The sequence below is a fragment of the Streptococcus pyogenes genome (assembly GCF_002055535.1).
In the GTDB taxonomy this organism is placed as follows: domain Bacteria; phylum Bacillota; class Bacilli; order Lactobacillales; family Streptococcaceae; genus Streptococcus; species Streptococcus pyogenes.
This window is the reverse complement of sequence record NZ_LN831034.1, coordinates 1,780,482-1,799,987: the sequence shown is the minus strand read 5'-3', so window position 1 is coordinate 1,799,987 and position 19,506 is coordinate 1,780,482. Positions and strand designations below refer to the sequence as shown.

Genomic DNA, 19,506 nt, shown 5'->3' with positions numbered 1-19,506 from the left:
ATGGCAAAAGATATTAAATTTTCAGCAGATGCGCGTGCTGCCATGGTGCGCGGAGTTGATATGTTAGCAGATACCGTCAAAGTAACGCTTGGTCCTAAAGGGCGCAATGTTGTTCTTGAAAAAGCTTTTGGTTCTCCCTTAATTACTAATGACGGGGTAACCATTGCTAAAGAGATCGAATTAGAAGATCATTTTGAAAACATGGGAGCAAAATTGGTGTCTGAAGTGGCTTCTAAAACCAATGATATTGCTGGTGATGGGACGACTACTGCAACAGTTTTGACACAAGCCATTGTTCATGAAGGACTAAAAAATGTGACAGCAGGTGCTAATCCAATTGGTATCCGTCGAGGCATTGAAACAGCAACAGCAACAGCTGTTGAAGCCTTGAAAGCCATTGCTCAACCTGTATCTGGCAAGGAAGCTATTGCTCAGGTCGCTGCAGTATCATCACGCTCTGAAAAAGTTGGAGAGTATATCTCAGAAGCTATGGAGCGTGTGGGCAACGATGGTGTGATTACCATCGAAGAATCTCGAGGTATGGAAACAGAACTTGAAGTGGTTGAAGGCATGCAATTTGACCGTGGTTACCTGTCTCAATACATGGTCACAGACAATGAAAAAATGGTTGCAGACCTTGAAAACCCATTTATCTTAATCACGGATAAAAAAGTGTCAAACATCCAAGACATTTTGCCACTACTTGAGGAAGTTCTTAAAACCAACCGTCCATTACTCATTATTGCAGATGATGTGGATGGTGAAGCACTTCCAACCCTTGTCTTGAACAAGATTCGTGGTACTTTCAATGTGGTTGCTGTCAAAGCGCCAGGATTTGGTGATCGTCGTAAAGCTATGCTTGAAGACATTGCTATCTTGACAGGTGGTACAGTGATTACAGAGGATCTAGGACTTGAATTAAAAGATGCTACAATGACAGCCCTTGGACAGGCTGCTAAGATTACAGTTGATAAAGATAGCACAGTAATTGTTGAAGGTTCAGGAAGTTCAGAAGCTATTGCTAACCGTATTGCACTGATTAAATCGCAATTAGAAACAACAACTTCTGACTTTGACCGTGAAAAACTACAAGAACGTTTGGCGAAATTAGCTGGTGGTGTAGCTGTTATCAAAGTAGGAGCTCCAACAGAGACAGCTTTAAAAGAAATGAAACTTCGCATTGAGGATGCTCTAAATGCTACACGTGCAGCCGTTGAAGAAGGTATCGTTGCTGGTGGTGGAACAGCACTTATTACGGTTATTGAAAAAGTAGCAGCTCTTGAGCTTGAGGGCGATGATGCTACTGGACGTAACATTGTGCTTCGTGCTCTAGAAGAGCCTGTACGTCAAATTGCTTTAAATGCTGGGTACGAAGGCTCCGTAGTTATTGACAAGTTGAAAAACAGCCCTGCAGGAACAGGATTTAATGCTGCAACAGGTGAGTGGGTTGATATGATTAAAACAGGAATCATTGACCCTGTCAAAGTAACACGATCAGCGCTTCAAAATGCAGCTTCTGTAGCTAGTCTTATTTTGACAACAGAAGCAGTTGTTGCTAATAAACCTGAACCAGCTACGCCAGCGCCAGCAATGCCAGCAGGTATGGATCCAGGAATGATGGGCGGCTTCTAAGCTCTCTATAGCATTAAGGATTATGAAAAAGAAGTTGAGACTAAAGGTCTGCTTCTTACTATGAAAAAAGAACAAAGATTGGATTTCGACTCATGATATCCCATCTTTGTTTTTTTAGTTGTGATATAAAATGCCAATCTTTGTGGTTACAGACTTTTAATGTATTGGAAAATACATTGTTTTTCTTTGTCATGTGCTATCATGGAGTCAATGAAAAGTTATTCCCATATATGGGTGTTGGAGGTCTGTGATGAATCATTTTGGAGAGATTTTAAAAAACCTTTAGAGAATCAAAGGGATTACGATTAAAAGATGTCGCAAAGGCTGGTATATCAACCTCTCAGCTGTCGCGTTTCGAAAAAGGGGAGACGGACTTAACCATATCGACATTTATGCTGATTTTGGATGAAAGTAACATGCCCATTGATGAGTTTATGTATGCTGTCCATGATTTTCATCGTGACAACACAATTCAAGATAGTGATGGCTTGAAGCAGTTACTTCATGCTCAACTAGCATCAACTGATAAGAAGGAGATGTTCACGGATATCTTTTGGCATATCCAGCATGTCTAAGTCTGCTATGGCATGCTATTTTGGGAGTCCCTCACGCGACTCTGTCAGTAGCTCTCCTTCAAAGGATTCACATAGAAAGTCATAATAGACATAGCCCTCTTTTTTTGTCAGGCTGGATAAAGCTAGAAATACCCTTTAATTGAAGGTTTAAAGCTGTCAGATCTATCTCTTCTTTTAGTTCTCATAAAGCCGCTTCAAAGAAAGATTCGCAGGGCTCGACTTTACCTTCTGGCTGGACCCATCCTGGGAAGTTATCGTGTTGTCTATGGAGTCATAAAATCATATCGTTATGTTTGACACACATATTGCCCCAGTCTCTAACCGTTGCTATCACCAGATTCACCACCTTTTAGTATAGTATAAGAAAAAAGGGGTGAAAGAGGTTTCTTGTTGTTTTTTTGGCTTAAGGTTTCTTTAAGTCTTATCTAGTATACTAATGTCATTCCTTAATAGGATAAGTATTTGGTTGTAGAAGTATCGTCTTAAACTAATGCTATCTCAACCCGATTCCCATCTTATTCACCCCTCCTATACCGATAAGGTTTCACAAAGTGTGAGACCTTATTTTTTGACTTCAGCTCTAGTTATGGAGAAACTTGTTGATACAAGCTTTTTTGGGTTATGGTATTATGATCTATTCAAGCCTTTCTTGTTTTTGGGTTTTTCTTTAACCAACTTGGCTTCAATAGCTTTTAAGCGTTTGAAGGTTTTTTCAGCGCGATCTAGTGAAATCTTATCAGCTTTTTCTTGAGCAGCTTTGGGGTCACTGACGACTAAGTCACTGATTTCTTTGGTGCTTTTGTCTTGTTCGGCTATCCAGGTTTTTTCCAAGCCTTTCATCTCATCAATCACTTTAGTTCCAAATGGTTTTGGATGAGCAGCCACGAGATCATTAATGTGTGACACCGTCCAATACCATGACTTATCGTTATATTGGGTGCTTTTTTCTTGATAGGCTTCATAGGTTCTACTGATATTGCCAAGGTATGGCAAGTAAGGGGCATTACGAGGACTGCCAATAGATAGCCACATGACACCACCCAATTCAGCAGGGATGTCTTTTTTCAGTTGGAAAATATGAGCTTCCATGACATTAGGATTTGATATGGGATAAGCATAACCTTTAACAGCTTTTTTGGATTTTGGTTTACCCTTACCGTCTAATGCCATCTGATCAAGTGGTTTAAGATCCAGCCCCTCAAAACGATTACGTTGCAGTTTCATCGCATCTTCTAGACTGAAGGTCTTATCAGTGCTTTGGAGCAACTCATAATTGCTGTCTTTATAAGTTACTTTTGAATCAGGGTCAAGTGATTTAATCCCTGAGAAAGAGCGAGAGCGGTTGGCATCGTTTAGTGGTGGATTGTAAGATTTGGCAATATGAAATTTACCATCAACTTCGGTATAAGATTTGGCTTTTTTAGCGACTTTTTCCACATCTTCTGAGGCAATCGTATTTTCCTTATCATTGAAATCGACATGTCCGAGATAGAAGGTATTTGGAAAAACAGCGTATTTATCATCTGGGAATTTGATGGCAACGTATTGGTGACCAGAGAGAATTTCCATGTACCAGATGCCGTCTTTGTCAGCCAAGGTAACAATATTTCCTTCAGCAGCTCCTTTTTCAGTGACTATTTTAGCGATCAATGCGACACCTTCACGGGCTGTTTTGACACTTGGTAAAATGACACTGGTCATAGATGATTCCGCTAAGCCATTTTTGACGTAAGGATCAATTTTTTGGATGGCATCATTAGCTGAAGCTGATACTGTTGCAGACATAGAGACGCCAAACTCATTAAAACCAGCTTCGTCATAAACGCCTTTGTTAGGTGTTACATCAGGAATCGCACTATAGCGATAAGAATGCTCAGGCAACGGGTACTCAAAACCATTAGAGAGGTCTTTCCATTTTTCGCCAGCAGGATTGTCCTTTGCTAGACGTACAATGAAATTTTTATTATGGTGTGGCTCAAGATCTTCTGTTCGACCATAAAGAAGAGAACCGTCTTTGGTTAAATCTTTGCCAATAATAAAACCAGTACAAGCATAACTAACACTTTGAAGCGAAAAGGCTGTCAGAATACTTAAAACTCCAAGTGATATTTTTTTGTTTATCATGCGAATCCTCCTAGTAAACGATAACGCTTTCACAGACATTATAAAATGCTCTTTTTAAAAATTCAAGTCTTTTATGAAGTGTTTTGAAATTGTTAGCTATCTAAATATTATGAGAATTCTCTCTTGAATTTTGGCTTAACGGCCCCTAAAAATGTATAGGCAGTGAACTATCTAGGTTTCTTCGAAAATCCATTAGCCATTTATGATATAATAGTAAAGAAAAACATAGAAAGTTGGGGTCTGTTGATGACCAAACCATTTCATCATAAGAAACTAAAACAAATAACTATAATAGCTGCAACTAGCCTTTTTTTATTCCTGATCGGTGGTGCCTTTTACTACTCTAAAAATCATTGTATTAATGCCTATCTTAAAGCTCGATCGGCCCAATCAGGACCAGTTTTTGAGAATATCAAAGCATATCTAGTCTGGGATGATACTAATGAGCAGATCACAAATGACGAGGCGATGTATACTAAGTTTAGAAGGTATAGTCAGAAAGAATTGAGGCAAAAAAAGCAGGATTTAAAAGCCGCTAGTCAAGATAGTGCCGTTCAAGTAAAGTCTGTTGGTCGTCGTTTTTGGATTTTTCCTGATTATCGGATTGCCATAAAACCCATGGATTTAACGATAAAAACGAATGTGCCTCAAGCAGACGTTCTTTTAAATCAAAAAAAAGTTGCTGTTTCTGATTCAGAACAGTTCTCAGTCAAGCTTGATCGGCTACCAACGGCAGAATATACCGCAAGTATCAGAGGCAAACACAACGGGCGAAACATTAAAGTCAACAAATCATATGATGGTGATAATCCCGTGCTAGATTTGAGTGTGTCTTTTAGAACTTTTTTGGTAACAAGCAATGCTAAGCAAGGAGATCTTTACTTCGATGATAACCATATTGGCACATTAAAAGATGGTCAATTACAAGTAGAAGATTACCCTGTTACAGAAAACGCACAAGCTTATATGAAAACAACATTCCCAGATGGTGAGTTAAGATCACAAAAATATGCTCTAGCTGATGTTGAAGAAGGAGCAACCCTGGAGATTTTAGTTACAGATCTTTTAGAAGAGGACAAGGCAGGGGAGCTATTAGTATCAGCTTTTGATCAGCTGATGCACTACCTCAGTACAGGTCAAGACTCATCTAACTTACGTAGCGTCTTTGAGGCAGGGTCTAGCAACGCATTTTATAGGGGATTGAAAGAGTCCATAAAAGCGAAATTTCAGACAGATACAAGAAAAGCCAGCCGTCTCAATATTCCATCTATCCTTTTGACAACAATGACTCAAGTGGGTAAAACAACTTACGTGCTTGATTTCACAGCTACCTACGAATTTTTGTATGACAAGTCAACAGATCCTGAGCAGCATACCTCTGGACATATTAATCAAGACTTGACTGGAAAAGTGACTGTAAAAAAAGTTGGACAGCATTACCTTATCAGCCAGTCCGGCTCCAAAAATATTACTGTTGTTAAAGAGGACAATCAACTCAAAGCGCCATCTGTCTTTCCTGAGTCTATTTTGGGAACGTGGACAGGCCAAGCCAATGGTTTGAGCATCCATATGTCTCTAGCATCAGATGGAACAATTACGACTAAAGTTGAAGATCAAAAAGGCAACCGTTCTAAAGAAACTCGGACAGCTAAAATTAGTAAAGTTGAAGACAAAGGCAATGGTTTTTATCTTTATACGCCAGATCCTGGAAGTGACATAAGCGCCTTAGTTCCAGAAGGAGGATTGGGGGGTGCAAATGTCAAATATGCTTATGGTTTCAAAATATCTGGTAAAACAGCCTCTCCAGTGGTGTGGCAGGCAGCATTAACACATGAATTTGATTATACCAAGCCACTTTCGGGAGTAACTTTGCAAAAGCAACCATAAAGGATGCAAAGCCACAAAGAACAGTAGAAACAATGTTATCGCTCAAATACAGTGCTATGAAAACAGATAAACTCAAAAGGCTAGGAGATTATTTCCTAGCCTTTTGAGCGTTTAAGACTGCGTCAAATGTAGCTGATTTAGCTTGCACGCAAATGTCTTCTTGGGTTAGAGGGTGTTTCAAACGTAATTGATAAGCATGGAGCATCAGTCGAGCACAATCTTTTTTTCCATTGGAATACAAAGGATCACCAAATAAAACATGACCTTGATGGGCTAAATGGACTCGAATTTGATGAGTCCGTCCAGTTTGTAATTGACAAGTGAGTAAGCTTGCCGTTTTGTGGAAGTTTTTGACTAGAGTTACCTCAGTAATAGCTTTCTTGCCATTTATCGGATCGACAACACGTTTTCTGCGGTCATGTCGATGACGACCAATTGGATGATGGTAAGTTACCCTAGGACTGTCTAAGGATCCGTGAACTAGTGCCAAATATTCTCGATGGATATCTCGTTTTTCTAAAAGACGATTAAGGATTGGTAAGATAAAAGGTGTTTTAGCAAATAAAATGGCCCCACTTGTTTCCTTATCCAGACGATGAACCACATAGCAGGTCTGTCCCGTGTAAGCAGACACGTGGTTGAGCAGCGCCAACTCTGTTGGATCATTGCCGTGTGTTTTCATCCCTTCAGGTTTGTTAACAATAATGATGTGCTCATCTTCATAAAGGCAGGTTACTTTTTCGGCCTGCCCCATCACGATAATCTTTTCAGGATAATCTTCGTGATCAAAAAAAAGTTTGACCTGATCACCGTATTTAACACAACTTTGCCAGTTAACAGAATGACCATTAATAAGAACATGTTTTTTAGTTCTCAGAAAATGCCTAATTTTACGGGGAATTAACAATTGTTCCTCTAATAATGCTTTGACCGTCAATTCTTCAAAGGGATTTTTCAGTGTGACAGTAAACCCCTTTGATGGTTTATTTGTTGTCTTCATTGAGCCAGTTATGGTATTTTTCAACAAGGTTGATAGCCATTTGGGTGGCAAGAGCAGCAGAGAAAGCTTCAGTACCTTCACGCTCGTCATTAGCTACCTCCAAGCGAGTCTCATCGTAAATGGCTTTTAGACTTTCTGCGGATAAGGTTTCTTTAAAAGCTTGGAATTTATTCATTGGTTAAACCCGTCCTTCTATGTTTAATGTGAGCTCCTGATTAATGCAAGGAATTCAATGCTATTATAGCATGTTTCTAATCAAAACGTGCCACTCAAAAAGGTAAAAACGTTATTTTGCTAATCCATCTAATAAGAAAGTGTCTTAAATAAGACCTCTTGATAGAGTTTGTAACAGAAATGATATGAAACTAGGTGCTAACGCAGAAATAGAAAACAACTAACGTGTTGCGAAGTTGGAACAGTCATAAAAAATAGCAAGATAAAACTTATCAACACATAGTTACCTAAGACGATGAGTCAAACAGGTATGTTCTTTCAAAACAACCCCATGAGGTTGAACGACGTATCGGAAAAATACGGATTAGTTTGGCCTTATGATAGGTATTTCTCTATCGTAAAAGAAGTCAACCAAAGGTTTTTAATATAAAATATTAAGAAAAATTGTTATAATTGTGATAAAAACATAATCGTAAAATAGAGGAAAAACAATGAAAACAATTAGACGTTATGATGTTAACGAAGATAGAGGGCATACAGGCCTTGTAGAAGCAGGAGATTTCTATTATTTAAACTATTGTGTCGGCAATGTTGGACAAGACATTGAAAGTCAGATTAATGGAGCCTTTGACGAGATGGAGCGCCGATTAGCATTGGTGGGGCTCACATTAGATGCAGTTGTTCAAATGGATTGTCTATTTCGAGACGTTTGGAACATACCTGTGATGGAAAAAATGATTAAAGAGCGCTTTAATGGCAGATACCCTGCTCGAAAATCGATTCAAACGGAATTTGCACATCACGGTGGACCACAAGGACTACTCTTTCAAGTGGATGGTGTGGCTTATTCAAAGCATATTTCGATGACCTAATCAAGGTTACTTTAAGATCATAGTGGTATAATAACGTTATGAGATTTCTAGAACTTTTACAAAAGAAATTTTTTCCTAAAGCATATCAGGAAAAACAATTCTTAATGCATCAAAAAACGCGTTTAACGCCACAACACAATCAAAAGCAGTATTCGCCAAATGCCAATCATTTGGACTCATCAGCTACCAAAAACTCAGAACAAGACCCTGCAACAGCTCTGCAACGCAGTAGAGCCTACGAAGGAAGCCCTAAAAGTCGGCCCGCTTGGTTGCAAAAGCTGGAAGCTGTTTTGCCGTCTCCTCAACGTCCAATTCGGCGTTTTTGGCGCCGCTATCACATCGGAAAACTGCTAATGATTCTGATTGGAACTCTTGTCTTACTCTTAGGATCATACTTGTTTTACTTATCAAAAACAGCTAAAGTATCTGATTTACAAGATGCCTTGAAGGCTACAACGGTTATTTATGATCACAAAGGAGAGTATGCAGGCAGTTTATCTGGTCAAAAAGGGAGTTATGTTGAGCTCAACGCTATTTCAGATGATCTTGAGAATGCTGTTATTGCCACTGAGGATAGGACTTTTTACAGTAATAGCGGTATTAATCTTAAACGCTTCTTATTGGCGGTAGTTACGGCGGGCCGCTTTGGAGGTGGCTCAACGATTACACAGCAACTGGCTAAAAATGCTTATCTCTCACAAGATCAGACAATTAAACGAAAGGCCCGAGAGTTTTTTTTGGCGTTAGAGTTGACCAAAAAATACAGTAAAAAAGATATTCTTACTATGTACCTTAACAACTCCTACTTTGGAAATGGAGTTTGGGGAGTTGAAGATGCCAGTCAAAAATATTTTGGAACCACAGCTGCTAACTTAACACTGGATGAAGCTGCCACATTAGCAGGTATGCTCAAAGGACCTGAAATATATAACCCTTACCATTCTCTAAAAAATGCTACTCACCGTAGAGATACTGTTTTAGGAGCGATGGTTGATGCCAAAAAGATTACCCAAACAAAAGCTCAGCAAGCTAGAGCAGTAGGGCTAAAAAATCGCTTAGCTGATACTTATGTTGGTAAGACAGATGACTACAAATACCCATCCTACTTTGATGCTGTTATTAGTGAAGCAATAGCAACTTATGGTCTTTCAGAAAAAGACATTGTTAATAATGGATACAAAGTTTACACTGAGCTAGATCAAAATTACCAAACTGGCATGCAGACGACTTTTAACAACGATGAACTATTTCCTGTTTCAGCTTATGACGGTAGCTCTGCTCAAGCAGCTAGTGTTGCTTTAGATCCTAAAACAGGAGGTGTTAGAGGTCTGATTGGTCGTGTGAATAGTAGTGAAAATCCGACTTTCAGAAGTTTTAACTATGCGACTCAAGCAAAACGTAGTCCCGCATCAACAATCAAACCACTCGTGGTTTACGCGCCAGCCGTTGCTTCAGGATGGTCAATTGAAAAAGAACTACCAAATACCGTTCAAGATTTCGATGGCTATCAGCCACATAATTATGGAAATTATGAATCAGAAGATGTTCCTATGTATCAAGCATTAGCAAACTCTTATAATATTCCAGCAGTTTCTACATTGAACGATATCGGAATCGATAAAGCCTTTACCTATGGTAAAACATTTGGGTTAGATATGAGCTCTGCCAAAAAAGAGTTGGGGGTAGCTTTAGGTGGCAGCGTGACAACCAATCCATTGGAGATGGCTCAGGCATATGCTGCCTTTGCCAATAATGGAGTAATCCATCCTGCGCACTTGATTAACCGGATTGAAAATGCCAGGGGTGAAGTGCTTAAAACCTTTACTGATAAGGCTAAACGTGTTGTCAGCCAGTCTGTTGCAGATAAGATGACAGCCATGATGCTAGGTACCTTTTCAAATGGAACAGCAGTCAATGCTAACGTATATGGCTATACACTAGCTGGTAAAACAGGGACGACAGAAACCAACTTCAATCCCGACTTAGCAGGCGATCAGTGGGTTATTGGTTATACGCCAGATGTTGTTATTAGTCAATGGGTAGGATTTAATCAGACCGATGAAAATCATTATCTAACGGATTCAAGTGCAGGCACGGCCTCAGCTATTTTTAGCACTCAGGCATCTTACATTTTGCCTTATACCAAGGGCAGCCAATTTCATGTAGATAATGCCTACGCTCAAAATGGTATTTCAGCTGTTTATGGAGTCAATGAAACAGGTAATCAATCAGGAGTTGATACTCAATCTATTATTGATGGTTTAAGAAAATCAGCACAAGAAGCTTCGCAATCACTATCAAAAGCAGTCGATCAGTCAGGGTTACGTGATAAAGCCCAATCTATTTGGAAAGAGATTGTTGACTATTTTAGATAGCTTGCAGTATTTTAGAGATCGTGTTAAAATAATAGTTACGGAGGCGTTATGGCACAGAAAAAAGCGAGTCTAGCGTGTGTCGAATGTGGCAGTCGTAACTACTCTATCGGAGTGAGTAGCACGCCTAAACCAACACGTCTAGAAGTAAATAAATTTTGCAAATACTGCAAAACATATACCTTACACAAAGAAACACGTTAAAAAGGAGAGCCTGATGGGATTCATTAGCGGGACTTTTAAAGTCTTAAAAGACACAACATGGCCAAATCGTAAACAACGTTGGAAAGATTTTATCTCAGTTCTTGAGTACACAGCTTTCTTTACGGTGATTATCTACATCTTTGATCAGCTCTTAGCAAAGAGTGTATTAGCACTGATTAATTTATTCTAGGTCAAGATTGGTAGAAATGATAAGCTTGCTTGGAAAAGCCTAGGCTGGGAGTATTCCCAGCCTTTTTTGTAGTATCAATAATCTGATTGGTAAGCTTTTTTAAAGCCCATACTGGTTTGAGCTTTAAAAAAGCATAAAGGTAAAGGCAATGTAGCAACGATCTCCAAACCAAGTGCACTAAATTAGCTTGTAACAGAGTCAACGCATAAACAGCCTGGCCTCACTTGCTTAGCACATTAAAAATAGCAATGAATATTATGGTTGAGGAAAACAGCCTGATAGTCTGCTAAATCTTCGGGATGATAAGCCTTGACCTCAGCCATCTCATACTCCCTACCTAGAAGTTTGTACTTGTTTTCTCCAAATTGATGGAAAGGTAACAGTTGCACTTGGTCAATCTCAAGCTGATTAAAGAGCTCTGAGAAGGCTTTAGCATCGTCTAGGGAATCATTAAATTGGGGAATAACAGGGATGCGCAAGACGATTTCTTTTCCAGCTTGAAAGGCATAATGAATATTCTTGATAATCAAGTCATTACGAACCCCAGTCACTTTTTGGTGTCTGAGCTGATTATAATGTTTCAAATCGGTATAGATAAAGTCCACGTAGTCAACAAGGGTGACAAATTGCTCGTGTTTGGCAAAGGCGGTGGTTTCAATTGCGGTGTGAAGACCTGCTGCTTTGGCTGCTTTTAACAGGGCTAAGGCAAAGTCAAACTGAGCAAAGATTTCCCCCCCTGACAGGGTCATGCCCCCACCTGACTCTTCGTAGAAATCAAGGTCTTTAAGGACTTCTTCGATCACCTCGTCCACGGTTTTTTCCTCTCCAACTATTTTAGTATTAAGCCCATCACTTGTTAACATCTGCTCAGGCGCTTTTTGTTGGGATTCGGGATTGGCACACCATGGACATCTCAAGGGGCAACCTTTTAAAAAAACGGTTGTCCGAATACCAGGACCGTCATGAATACTAAAATGTTGGATGTTGAAAACAATACCGCGATCAGTCATAAGTGTGAATTCCTTTCGTTGTAAAACTATCATACCAGATAAACGTAAATAAATCAATTACGAATGAAAGTAAATATCCCTTTTCTTTTAAGAAAATAACTGGTACAATGAAAGGGAGGTGAATGATGAATCGATTAGAACGTATTATTCAACTGGTTTCCCAGAAGAAAAAAATAGATGTTAACAGTTTATCAGAGCAATTAGACGTTTCGAAAGTAACCATTCGAAAAGACCTTGATAAGCTTGAAAGTAAGGGCTTGTTGCGACGGGAACATGGCTATGCGGTGCTAAACAGTGGCGATGACCTCAATGTACGCTTGTCCTACAATTACAACATAAAGCGACGGATTGCAGAAAAAGCAGCTGAATTGGTACAAGACAACGATACCATTATGATTGAATCTGGCTCAACCTGTGCCCTTTTGGCAGAAGTGCTTTGCCAGACCAAACGAAATATTAAAGTCATTACCAATTCGTGCTTCATTGCCAACTACATTCGTCAATATAGTAGCTGTCAAATCATTTTACTGGGCGGTTATTACCAGCCCAATTCAGAGGTGACTGTTGGTCCTTTATTGAAAGAAATGATATCCCTTTTTCATGTCAATCGTGTCTTTGTTGGAACAGACGGTTTCAACAAAGATCTTGGCTTTATGGGCAAGGACATGATGCGCTCAGAAGGGGTGCGTTACATGGCAGATGCTGCTGAGGAAGTGGTGATTCTGACCGATTCCAGCAAGTTTTCAAAAACCAGTCTGGTACACCAGTTGTCATTAGCTGATGTCAATCGCGTCATTACAGACCAAGCACTAGACAAGCAAACACAAGAGTTATTAAGTGCTAGTGGTCTTGTTCTTGATTTTGTTTCTTAGAAAATAGGTGGCTAGATGAAAGAAGAACGCAGACGGCTCCTTGCCAAGGTGGCTTACTTGCATTATGTTCAAGGCAAGAGCCAAACCTTGATTTCAAAGGAAATGAATATCTACCGAACAACGGTTTGTCGGATGTTAGCAAAAGCCAAGGAAGAAGGCATTGTTCGGATTGAAATTGCCGACTATGATGCTGATTTATTTGCTTTAGAAGAATACGTGCGACAGCAGTATGGCTTGGAAAAACTAGACCTTGTGCCCAACCAGGTTGAAGATACCCCAATGGATACCTTGACAAATGTTGCTAAAACAGCAGCTGAGGTTTTTAGACATGTTGTTAAAGATGGCGATAAGATCGGTCTGTCCTGGGGAGCGACTCTTTCTTGCTTGATGGATGAGTTAAATCCAAAAGCGATGAAAGATGTGTTTATTTATCCTTTGGCAGGAGGACCTAGCCATATTAATGCCAAATACCATGTCAATACCCTGGTTTACCGCTTGGCTCGCATCTTTCATGGTAATAGCGCTTTTATGAACGCTATGGTCATTCAAGAAGACAAACACTTGGCTAAGGGAATCTTACAATCTAAATACTTTAACGACATTTTAACAAGCTGGGACCAGTTAGATCTTGCCTTAGTAGGAATTGGTGGGGAGCCTAATAGCCTTGAGCAGAGCCAATGGCGTGATTTATTAACCAGCTCAGATCATGACCAACTCAAATATGAAAAAGCCGTTGGTGAAGTTTGTTGCCGTTTCTTTGATCAGGCAGGTCAGCCAGTTTACACTGGCCTACAGGATCGAACTATTGGTATTTCACTAGAACAGTTGAGGCGTGTCCCCAAAACAATGGCTGTTGCAACAGGTAAACACAAGGCTAAGGCAATATTGGCAGCCTTAAAAGCAGGTTTTATCAATTATCTAGTGACGGATAAAGAGACCATGCTAGCTGTTTTAGCGTTAGATGAAGATATTGATCTTAATAACGTTCTTCTTTAATAGAAATTCAAAAATACTATGATATTTATAGAGGCCCAAGACCAAACGGTCAGGGCTTTTTTTGTTTGATGTGTTGATAAAACAGAGATTGCTCAAATGTGCAGTTAATGTATTGGCACAAAAGTGCATTAACCAAAATATAGCACAAAATATATTGACCCTAAAAACAAAAATGATACAATAAACTTACCAACGAAATGTAAACGATTACAAACACAATAACATCACCTTCGAAAAAAAGACTCATTGCCGTTACATCACATGAAAAAGAAAAAAAGGAGACACCAATGCAAGTTATTGTACCAGACCAAATCATTATGGGCTTAATTTTAAATGCAGGCGATGCCAAACAACATATCTACCAAGCTCTGAAATGTGCTAAAGAGGACGATTATGCCACTAGTGAAAAAGAAATGGCCTTAGCAGATGATGCCTTATTAGAAGCCCACAATTTACAGACCCAGTTTCTTGCCCAAGAAGCTAGTGGTAATAAGTCAGAGATTACAGCTCTTTTTGTTCACTCACAGGATCACTTGATGACGACCATTACAGAAATTAATCTCATCAAAGAGATTATTGACCTTCGTAAAGAATTGGCAACTAAATAAGTTTTCATGACTAAAAAGGAGATTGACATGATTAAAATTGGATTGTTTTGTGCAGCAGGATTTTCAACCGGTATGTTGGTGAACAACATGAAAGTAGCTGCTGAAAAAAAAGGCATTGATTGTCAGATTGAAGCCTATGCTCAAGGGAAATTAGCGGACTATGCACCATTACTTGATGTGGCACTTTTAGGCCCACAGGTTGCCTATACTCTGGATAAATCAGAAGCTATTTGTAAAGACAATGATATCCCTATTGCAGTTATCCCAATGGCTGATTATGGAATGTTAGACGGCAACAAGGTGCTTGATTTAGCCCTTAGCCTTGTTAAAGAATAGGAGTCAATCATGGCAAAAATGAATATGCAAAACATCATCAAGCCAATCATGACATTTGTGAATATGCGCGGCATCATTGCCTTAAAAGACGGTATGTTAGCCATTTTACCTTTGACCGTTGTGGGGAGTCTTTTCCTGATTGCTGGGCAGATTCCTTTCCAAGGGGTTAATGATGCCATTGCTAGTGTGTTTGGTGCTGACTGGACAGAACCCTTTATGCAGGTTTACCATGGAACATTTGCTATTATGGGGTTGATTTCCTGTTTTGCAATTGGCTATTCTTATGCTAAAAACTCAGGTGTTGAACCTCTCCCTTCAGGGGTTCTATCCTTGTCAGCCTTCTTTATTTTATTGAGATCATCTTATGTTCCAGCAGAAGGTGAAGCTATTGGAGATGCTATCAGTAAGGTTTGGTTTGGTGGTCAAGGGATTATTGGTGCTATTGTGATTGGTTTAACGGTCGGAGCTGTTTACACAACATTTATCCGTCGTCATATCGTCATTAAAATGCCAGATCAAGTGCCACAAGCCATCGCCAAACAGTTTGAAGCCATGATTCCAGCCTTTGTGATCTTTACCTTGTCAATGCTTGTGTATATTATTGCCAAGTCAGTAACAGGTGGTGGCACCTTTATTGAAATGATTTATGATGTCATTCAGGTACCGCTGCAAGGGTTAACGGGTTCTCTTTATGGCGCACTAGGTATTGCCTTCTTTATTTCCTTTCTTTGGTGGTTTGGCGTGCATGGGCAATCTGTGGTCAATGGAATTGTCACTGCTCTTCTCTTATCAAATCTAGATGCCAATAAGGCCTTGATGGCAGCAGGTGAGTTATCCCTAGACAAGGGTGCCCATATTGTAACCCAACAATTTTTAGACTCTTTCTTGATTCTATCAGGTTCTGGCATTACCTTTGGTTTAGTGGTAGCTATGATCTTTGCGGCTAAATCCAAACAATACAAGGCTTTAGGCAAGGTTGCAGCCTTCCCAGCCCTCTTTAATGTTAATGAACCAGTCGTCTTTGGTTTTCCAATTGTGATGAATCCAGTCATGTTCTTGCCATTTATCTTGGTTCCGGTCTTGGCAGCTCTCACAGTTTATGGCGCCATTGCTATTGGTTTCATGCAGCCCTTTGCAGGAGTGACCCTTCCGTGGTCAACACCAGCCATTATCTCAGGGTTCATGGTTGGTGGCTGGCAAGGAGCTATTGTGCAAATTCTTATACTCATCATGTCAACGTTGGTGTACTTCCCATTCTTTAAAATCCAAGATAATATGGCTTATCAAAATGAACAAGCTAGTGAAGAGTCATGATTTAGCGTCCACCAAATTCTTGAGACCATCTCCAGTTAGAGGTGGTTTTTTAGAAAAAGAAGAACGACTTATCAGGCCTATATTGCACAATAGTGCAAAATAAAGTGACTATCTCTTCTTATGGTTAAGGATACGCAAAAGTCCTAATATATGATAAAATAGTTACGAAAGAAACGTTTATAATTTCGTAAGAAAGAAGGAGACCCCGCATGACTGAAACAAAAAGCCCTTATTTTGGACATTTAACAGACAGAATGACTCACTATCGTGAAGCTGTGTTAGACAAGAAACCTTATATTGATGCTGAGCGTGCTATTTTAGCCACTGAAGCCTATCAAAAACACCAAAATAAGCCAGCAAACCTCAAACGCGCTTACATGCTTCAAACTATTTTGGAAAACATGACCATCTATATTGAGGATGAAAGCCTCATTGCTGGTAACCAAGCCTCTTCAAACAAGGATGCACCGATTTTCCCAGAATACACTCTGGAATTTGTCCTCAACGAACTTGATCTTTTTGAAAAACGAGATGGGGATGTCTTCTACATTACCGAAGAAACCAAGCAACAGCTCCGAGACATTGCCCCATTCTGGGAAAACAATAACCTGCGTGCTCGCTGCGGTGTCTTGCTACCAGAAGAAGTGCAAGTGTACATGGAAACAGGTTTCTTTGGCATGGAAGGCAAGATGAACTCTGGGGATGCTCATTTAGCGGTTAATTACCAAAAACTCTTGGAGCATGGCTTAAAGGGATTTGAAGAACGGGCACGAGCTGCCAAAGCTGCGCTTGATTTGACCATTCCTGAAAACATTGACAAATACCATTTTTACGACTCTGTTTTTATTGTCATTGATGCAGTCAAAACTTATGCTAAACGCTATGCCAAGTTGGCTAGAGAACTAGCAAAAACGGCTAAACCAGAACGTCAAGCAGAATTGTTAGACATCGCGCGCATTTGTGATAAAGTACCTTACGAACCAGCGAAAACCTTTGCAGAGGCTGTGCAATCTGTCTGGTTCATTCAGTGTATTTTGCAAATTGAATCAAATGGGCATTCCCTATCTTATGGCCGCTTTGACCAGTACATGTATCCTTATGTCAAAGCTGATTTGGAGGCTGGCCGTGAAACAGAAGACACAATTGTTGAACGTTTGACCAACCTCTGGATTAAGACCTTGACCATTAATAAAGTACGGAGCCAAGCCCACACCTTCTCATCAGCAGGTAGTCCACTTTACCAAAACGTGACAATCGGCGGTCAAACACGCGATAAAAAAGATGCGGTCAACCCACTGTCTTACCTTGTCCTACGGAGTGTGGCTCAAACCAAATTGCCACAACCTAACTTGACTGTTCGTTACCACAAAGGCCTAGACAATACCTTTATGAACGAATGTATCGAGGTCATGAAACTTGGTTTTGGTATGCCAGCCATGAACAACGATGAAATCATCATTCCATCTTTCATCAAAAAAGGTGTCTCAGAAGAAGATGCTTATGATTACTCAGCCATTGGCTGTGTGGAAACAGCAGTTCCTGGAAAATGGGGCTACCGTTGCACGGGGATGAGTTACATCAACTTCCCTAAAATCTTGCTGATTACCATGAATGACGGGATTGACCCAGCATCAGGCAAGCGCTTTGCAAAAGGACACGGTCACTTCAAAGACATGACCTCTTATGAAGAATTAAAAGCAGCATGGGATGCCACCCTGCGCGAAATTACCCGCATGAGCGTCATTGTTGAAAATGCCATTGACCTCGGTCTTGAACGTGAAGTACCAGATATTCTTTGCTCAGCCTTGACAGATGATTGTATCGGTCGTGGCAAGACCTTAAAAGAAGGCGGAGCTGTTTACGACTATATCTCAGGCCTTCAAGTTGGTATTGCCAACCTATCAGACTCCCTAGCAGCGCTGAAAAAATTAGTGTTTGAAGAAGGTCGCTTGACCCCAGAGGAACTCTGGAAGGCCCTTGAAAGTGACTTTGCTGGAGAACGCGGAGAAGACATCCGCCAAATGCTCATCAATGACGCACCAAAATATGGTAATGATGATGACTACGCAGATAGTTTAGTCGTCGAAGCTTACGACACCTACATTGATGAAATTGCCAAATACCCAAATACCCGGTATGGCCGTGGCCCAATCGGAGGTATCCGCTATTCTGGGACATCATCAATCTCAGCCAATGTCGGACAAGGAAAAGGGACCTTGGCGACACCAGACGGTCGCCATGCAGGCACACCACTAGCAGAAGGCTGTTCACCAGAACACAGCATGGACAAAAAAGGCCCGACTTCAGTATTGAAATCTGTTGCTAAATTACCAACAGATGAGATTGTCGGAGGAGTGCTACTCAACCAAAAAGTTAACCCACAAACCCTGGCCAAAGAAGAAGACAAACTGAAATTAATGGCCTTACTTCGTACCTTCTTTAATCGCCTACACGGTTATCATATCCAGTACAATGTCGTGTCACGTGAAACCTTGATTGATGCCCAAAAACATCCTGAAAAGCACCGCGACCTCATTGTCCGTGTTGCCGGCTACTCAGCTTTCTTCAATGTGCTCTCAAAAGCAACCCAAGATGACATTATTGAACGTACAGAACACACACTTTAGGAGAAAATAAGTATGGAATACATGTTAGACACTTTAGATTTAGAAGCTATTAAAAAATGGCATCACATTTTGCCTCTCGCAGGTGTGACCTCAAACCCTTCTATTGCCAAAAAAGAAGGTGAGATTGATTTCTTTGAACGGATTCGAGAAGTCCGTGCTATTATCGGTGACAAGGCTTCTATTCATGTTCAAGTGATCGCCCAAGATTACGAAGGCATCTTAAAAGATGCTGCTGAAATCCGCAGGCAATGTGGAGATAGTGTGTATGTCAAAGTACCTGTAACCACAGAGGGCCTTGCAGCCATTAAAACCTTGAAAGCCGAAGGCTATCACATCACAGCAACCGCTATTTATACGACCTTCCAAGGACTATTAGCCATTGAAGCTGGCGCTGATTATTTGGCTCCTTACTATAACCGTATGGAAAATCTTAATATTGATCCAGAAGCTGTCATAGAACAATTAGCAGAAGCTATTAACCGCGAGAATGCTAATAGTAAGATTTTGGCAGCAAGCTTTAAAAATGTGGCTCAGGTTAATAAATCCTTTGCTCTAGGAGCACAAGCCATCACTGCTGGCCCAGATGTGTTTGAAGCAGGATTTGCCATGCCATCTATTCAAAAAGCGGTTGACGATTTTGGCAAGGATTGGGAAGCCATTCATCACCGCAAGAGCATTTAAGAAATAGCATCAGTAGTAATCACATCATTAGG

At 40.3% G+C, this 19,506-nt stretch carries 17 protein-coding genes and 2 pseudogenes; 14 read left to right on the top strand and 5 right to left on the bottom strand.

Annotated features, from left to right (window positions below; translation table 11 throughout):
• Both groL and B6D67_RS10585 read left to right on the top strand, forming a co-directional pair.
• Positions 1-1,632 carry a chaperonin GroEL gene (gene groL, locus B6D67_RS09495; RefSeq protein WP_010922731.1) on the top strand — a complete coding sequence of 544 codons (1,632 nt, stop codon included), beginning with the start codon at positions 1-3 and terminating at the stop codon, positions 1,630-1,632.
• Between the two features lie 250 nt (positions 1,633-1,882).
• Positions 1,883-2,183, top strand: a pseudogene (locus tag B6D67_RS10585) (helix-turn-helix domain-containing protein); the annotation flags it as partial.
• Here B6D67_RS10585 and B6D67_RS10465 read toward each other — a convergent pair.
• Positions 2,160-2,511: pseudogene (locus B6D67_RS10465) on the bottom strand (NUDIX domain-containing protein); the annotation flags it as partial. The pseudogenes B6D67_RS10585 and B6D67_RS10465 overlap by 24 nt on opposite strands.
• Positions 2,512-2,834: 323 nt before the next feature.
• The gene (locus B6D67_RS09480) at positions 2,835-4,331 is read right to left on the bottom strand and encodes a C69 family dipeptidase (protein ID WP_010922730.1); all 1,497 of its coding nucleotides are present in this window, start codon (positions 4,329-4,331) and stop codon (positions 2,835-2,837) included.
• A 246-nt stretch (positions 4,332-4,577) separates the two neighbouring features.
• On the opposite strand from B6D67_RS09480, the gene B6D67_RS09475 reads away from it, so the two are divergent.
• Positions 4,578-6,218 (top strand): zinc ribbon domain-containing protein, encoded by a 1,641-nt coding sequence (locus B6D67_RS09475; RefSeq protein WP_011285753.1) that lies wholly within the window; start codon positions 4,578-4,580, stop codon positions 6,216-6,218.
• A gap of 88 nt (positions 6,219-6,306) precedes the next feature.
• Here the strand turns inward: B6D67_RS09475 and B6D67_RS09470 are convergent, their stop codons facing one another.
• Positions 6,307-7,218: an RluA family pseudouridine synthase gene (locus tag B6D67_RS09470; protein ID WP_015056008.1), complete on the bottom strand. Its 912-nt coding sequence runs from the start codon at positions 7,216-7,218 to the stop codon at positions 6,307-6,309.
• Positions 7,202-7,393, bottom strand: a complete 192-nt coding sequence (locus tag B6D67_RS10460; RefSeq protein WP_002982334.1) for a hypothetical protein — start codon at positions 7,391-7,393, stop codon at positions 7,202-7,204. Before B6D67_RS10460 ends, B6D67_RS09470 begins: the two co-directional genes overlap by 17 nt.
• Positions 7,394-7,883: 490 nt before the next feature.
• On the opposite strand from B6D67_RS10460, the gene B6D67_RS09460 reads away from it, so the two are divergent.
• Genes B6D67_RS09460 through secE form a run of 4 tightly spaced genes read left to right on the top strand, consistent with a single transcriptional unit; the run spans position 7,884 to position 11,030 of the window.
• On the top strand, positions 7,884-8,264 hold the full coding sequence (locus tag B6D67_RS09460; RefSeq protein WP_002982339.1) for a RidA family protein: 381 nt from the start codon (positions 7,884-7,886) through the stop codon (positions 8,262-8,264).
• Between the two features lie 38 nt (positions 8,265-8,302).
• Positions 8,303-10,639 (top strand): penicillin-binding protein PBP2A, encoded by a 2,337-nt coding sequence (gene pbp2a / locus B6D67_RS09455; RefSeq protein WP_010922727.1) that lies wholly within the window; start codon positions 8,303-8,305, stop codon positions 10,637-10,639.
• 48 nt (positions 10,640-10,687) lie between these two features.
• Entirely contained in the window at positions 10,688-10,840 is a 153-nt protein-coding gene (gene rpmG / locus B6D67_RS09450) for a 50S ribosomal protein L33 (RefSeq protein WP_002982344.1), read from the top strand.
• 13 nt (positions 10,841-10,853) lie between these two features.
• Positions 10,854-11,030, top strand: a complete 177-nt coding sequence (gene secE, locus B6D67_RS09445; RefSeq protein WP_002982348.1) for a preprotein translocase subunit SecE — start codon at positions 10,854-10,856, stop codon at positions 11,028-11,030.
• 236 nt (positions 11,031-11,266) lie between these two features.
• On the opposite strand, the gene B6D67_RS09435 is transcribed toward secE, so the two are convergent.
• Positions 11,267-12,040, bottom strand: coding sequence for a glycyl-radical enzyme activating protein (locus B6D67_RS09435; protein ID WP_010922726.1), 774 nt, complete (start codon positions 12,038-12,040; stop codon positions 11,267-11,269).
• 125 nt (positions 12,041-12,165) lie between these two features.
• Between B6D67_RS09435 and B6D67_RS09430 the strand changes: the two genes are divergently transcribed.
• The 7 genes from B6D67_RS09430 to B6D67_RS09400 all read left to right on the top strand — a co-directional run bounded on the left by B6D67_RS09430 (position 12,166) and on the right by B6D67_RS09400 (position 19,474).
• Positions 12,166-12,912, top strand: coding sequence for a DeoR/GlpR family DNA-binding transcription regulator (locus B6D67_RS09430; protein ID WP_002991277.1), 747 nt, complete (start codon positions 12,166-12,168; stop codon positions 12,910-12,912).
• A 15-nt stretch (positions 12,913-12,927) separates the two neighbouring features.
• Positions 12,928-13,908: a sugar-binding transcriptional regulator gene (locus tag B6D67_RS09425; RefSeq protein ID WP_002991275.1), complete on the top strand. Its 981-nt coding sequence runs from the start codon at positions 12,928-12,930 to the stop codon at positions 13,906-13,908.
• Positions 13,909-14,195: 287 nt separating this feature from the next.
• Positions 14,196-14,516 carry a PTS lactose/cellobiose transporter subunit IIA gene (locus B6D67_RS09420; RefSeq protein ID WP_002992105.1) on the top strand — a complete coding sequence of 107 codons (321 nt, stop codon included), beginning with the start codon at positions 14,196-14,198 and terminating at the stop codon, positions 14,514-14,516.
• Positions 14,517-14,543: 27 nt separating this feature from the next.
• Positions 14,544-14,852, top strand: coding sequence for a PTS sugar transporter subunit IIB (locus B6D67_RS09415; protein ID WP_002992103.1), 309 nt, complete (start codon positions 14,544-14,546; stop codon positions 14,850-14,852).
• 9 nt (positions 14,853-14,861) lie between these two features.
• Positions 14,862-16,166 (top strand): PTS sugar transporter subunit IIC, encoded by a 1,305-nt coding sequence (locus tag B6D67_RS09410; RefSeq protein WP_010922725.1) that lies wholly within the window; start codon positions 14,862-14,864, stop codon positions 16,164-16,166.
• Between the two features lie 209 nt (positions 16,167-16,375).
• Positions 16,376-18,793, top strand: a complete 2,418-nt coding sequence (locus B6D67_RS09405; RefSeq protein WP_010922724.1) for a glycyl radical protein — start codon at positions 16,376-16,378, stop codon at positions 18,791-18,793.
• Positions 18,794-18,805: 12 nt separating this feature from the next.
• On the top strand, positions 18,806-19,474 hold the full coding sequence (locus B6D67_RS09400) for a fructose-6-phosphate aldolase (RefSeq protein ID WP_010922723.1): 669 nt from the start codon (positions 18,806-18,808) through the stop codon (positions 19,472-19,474).
• The last annotated feature ends 32 nt before the right edge of the window (positions 19,475-19,506 follow it).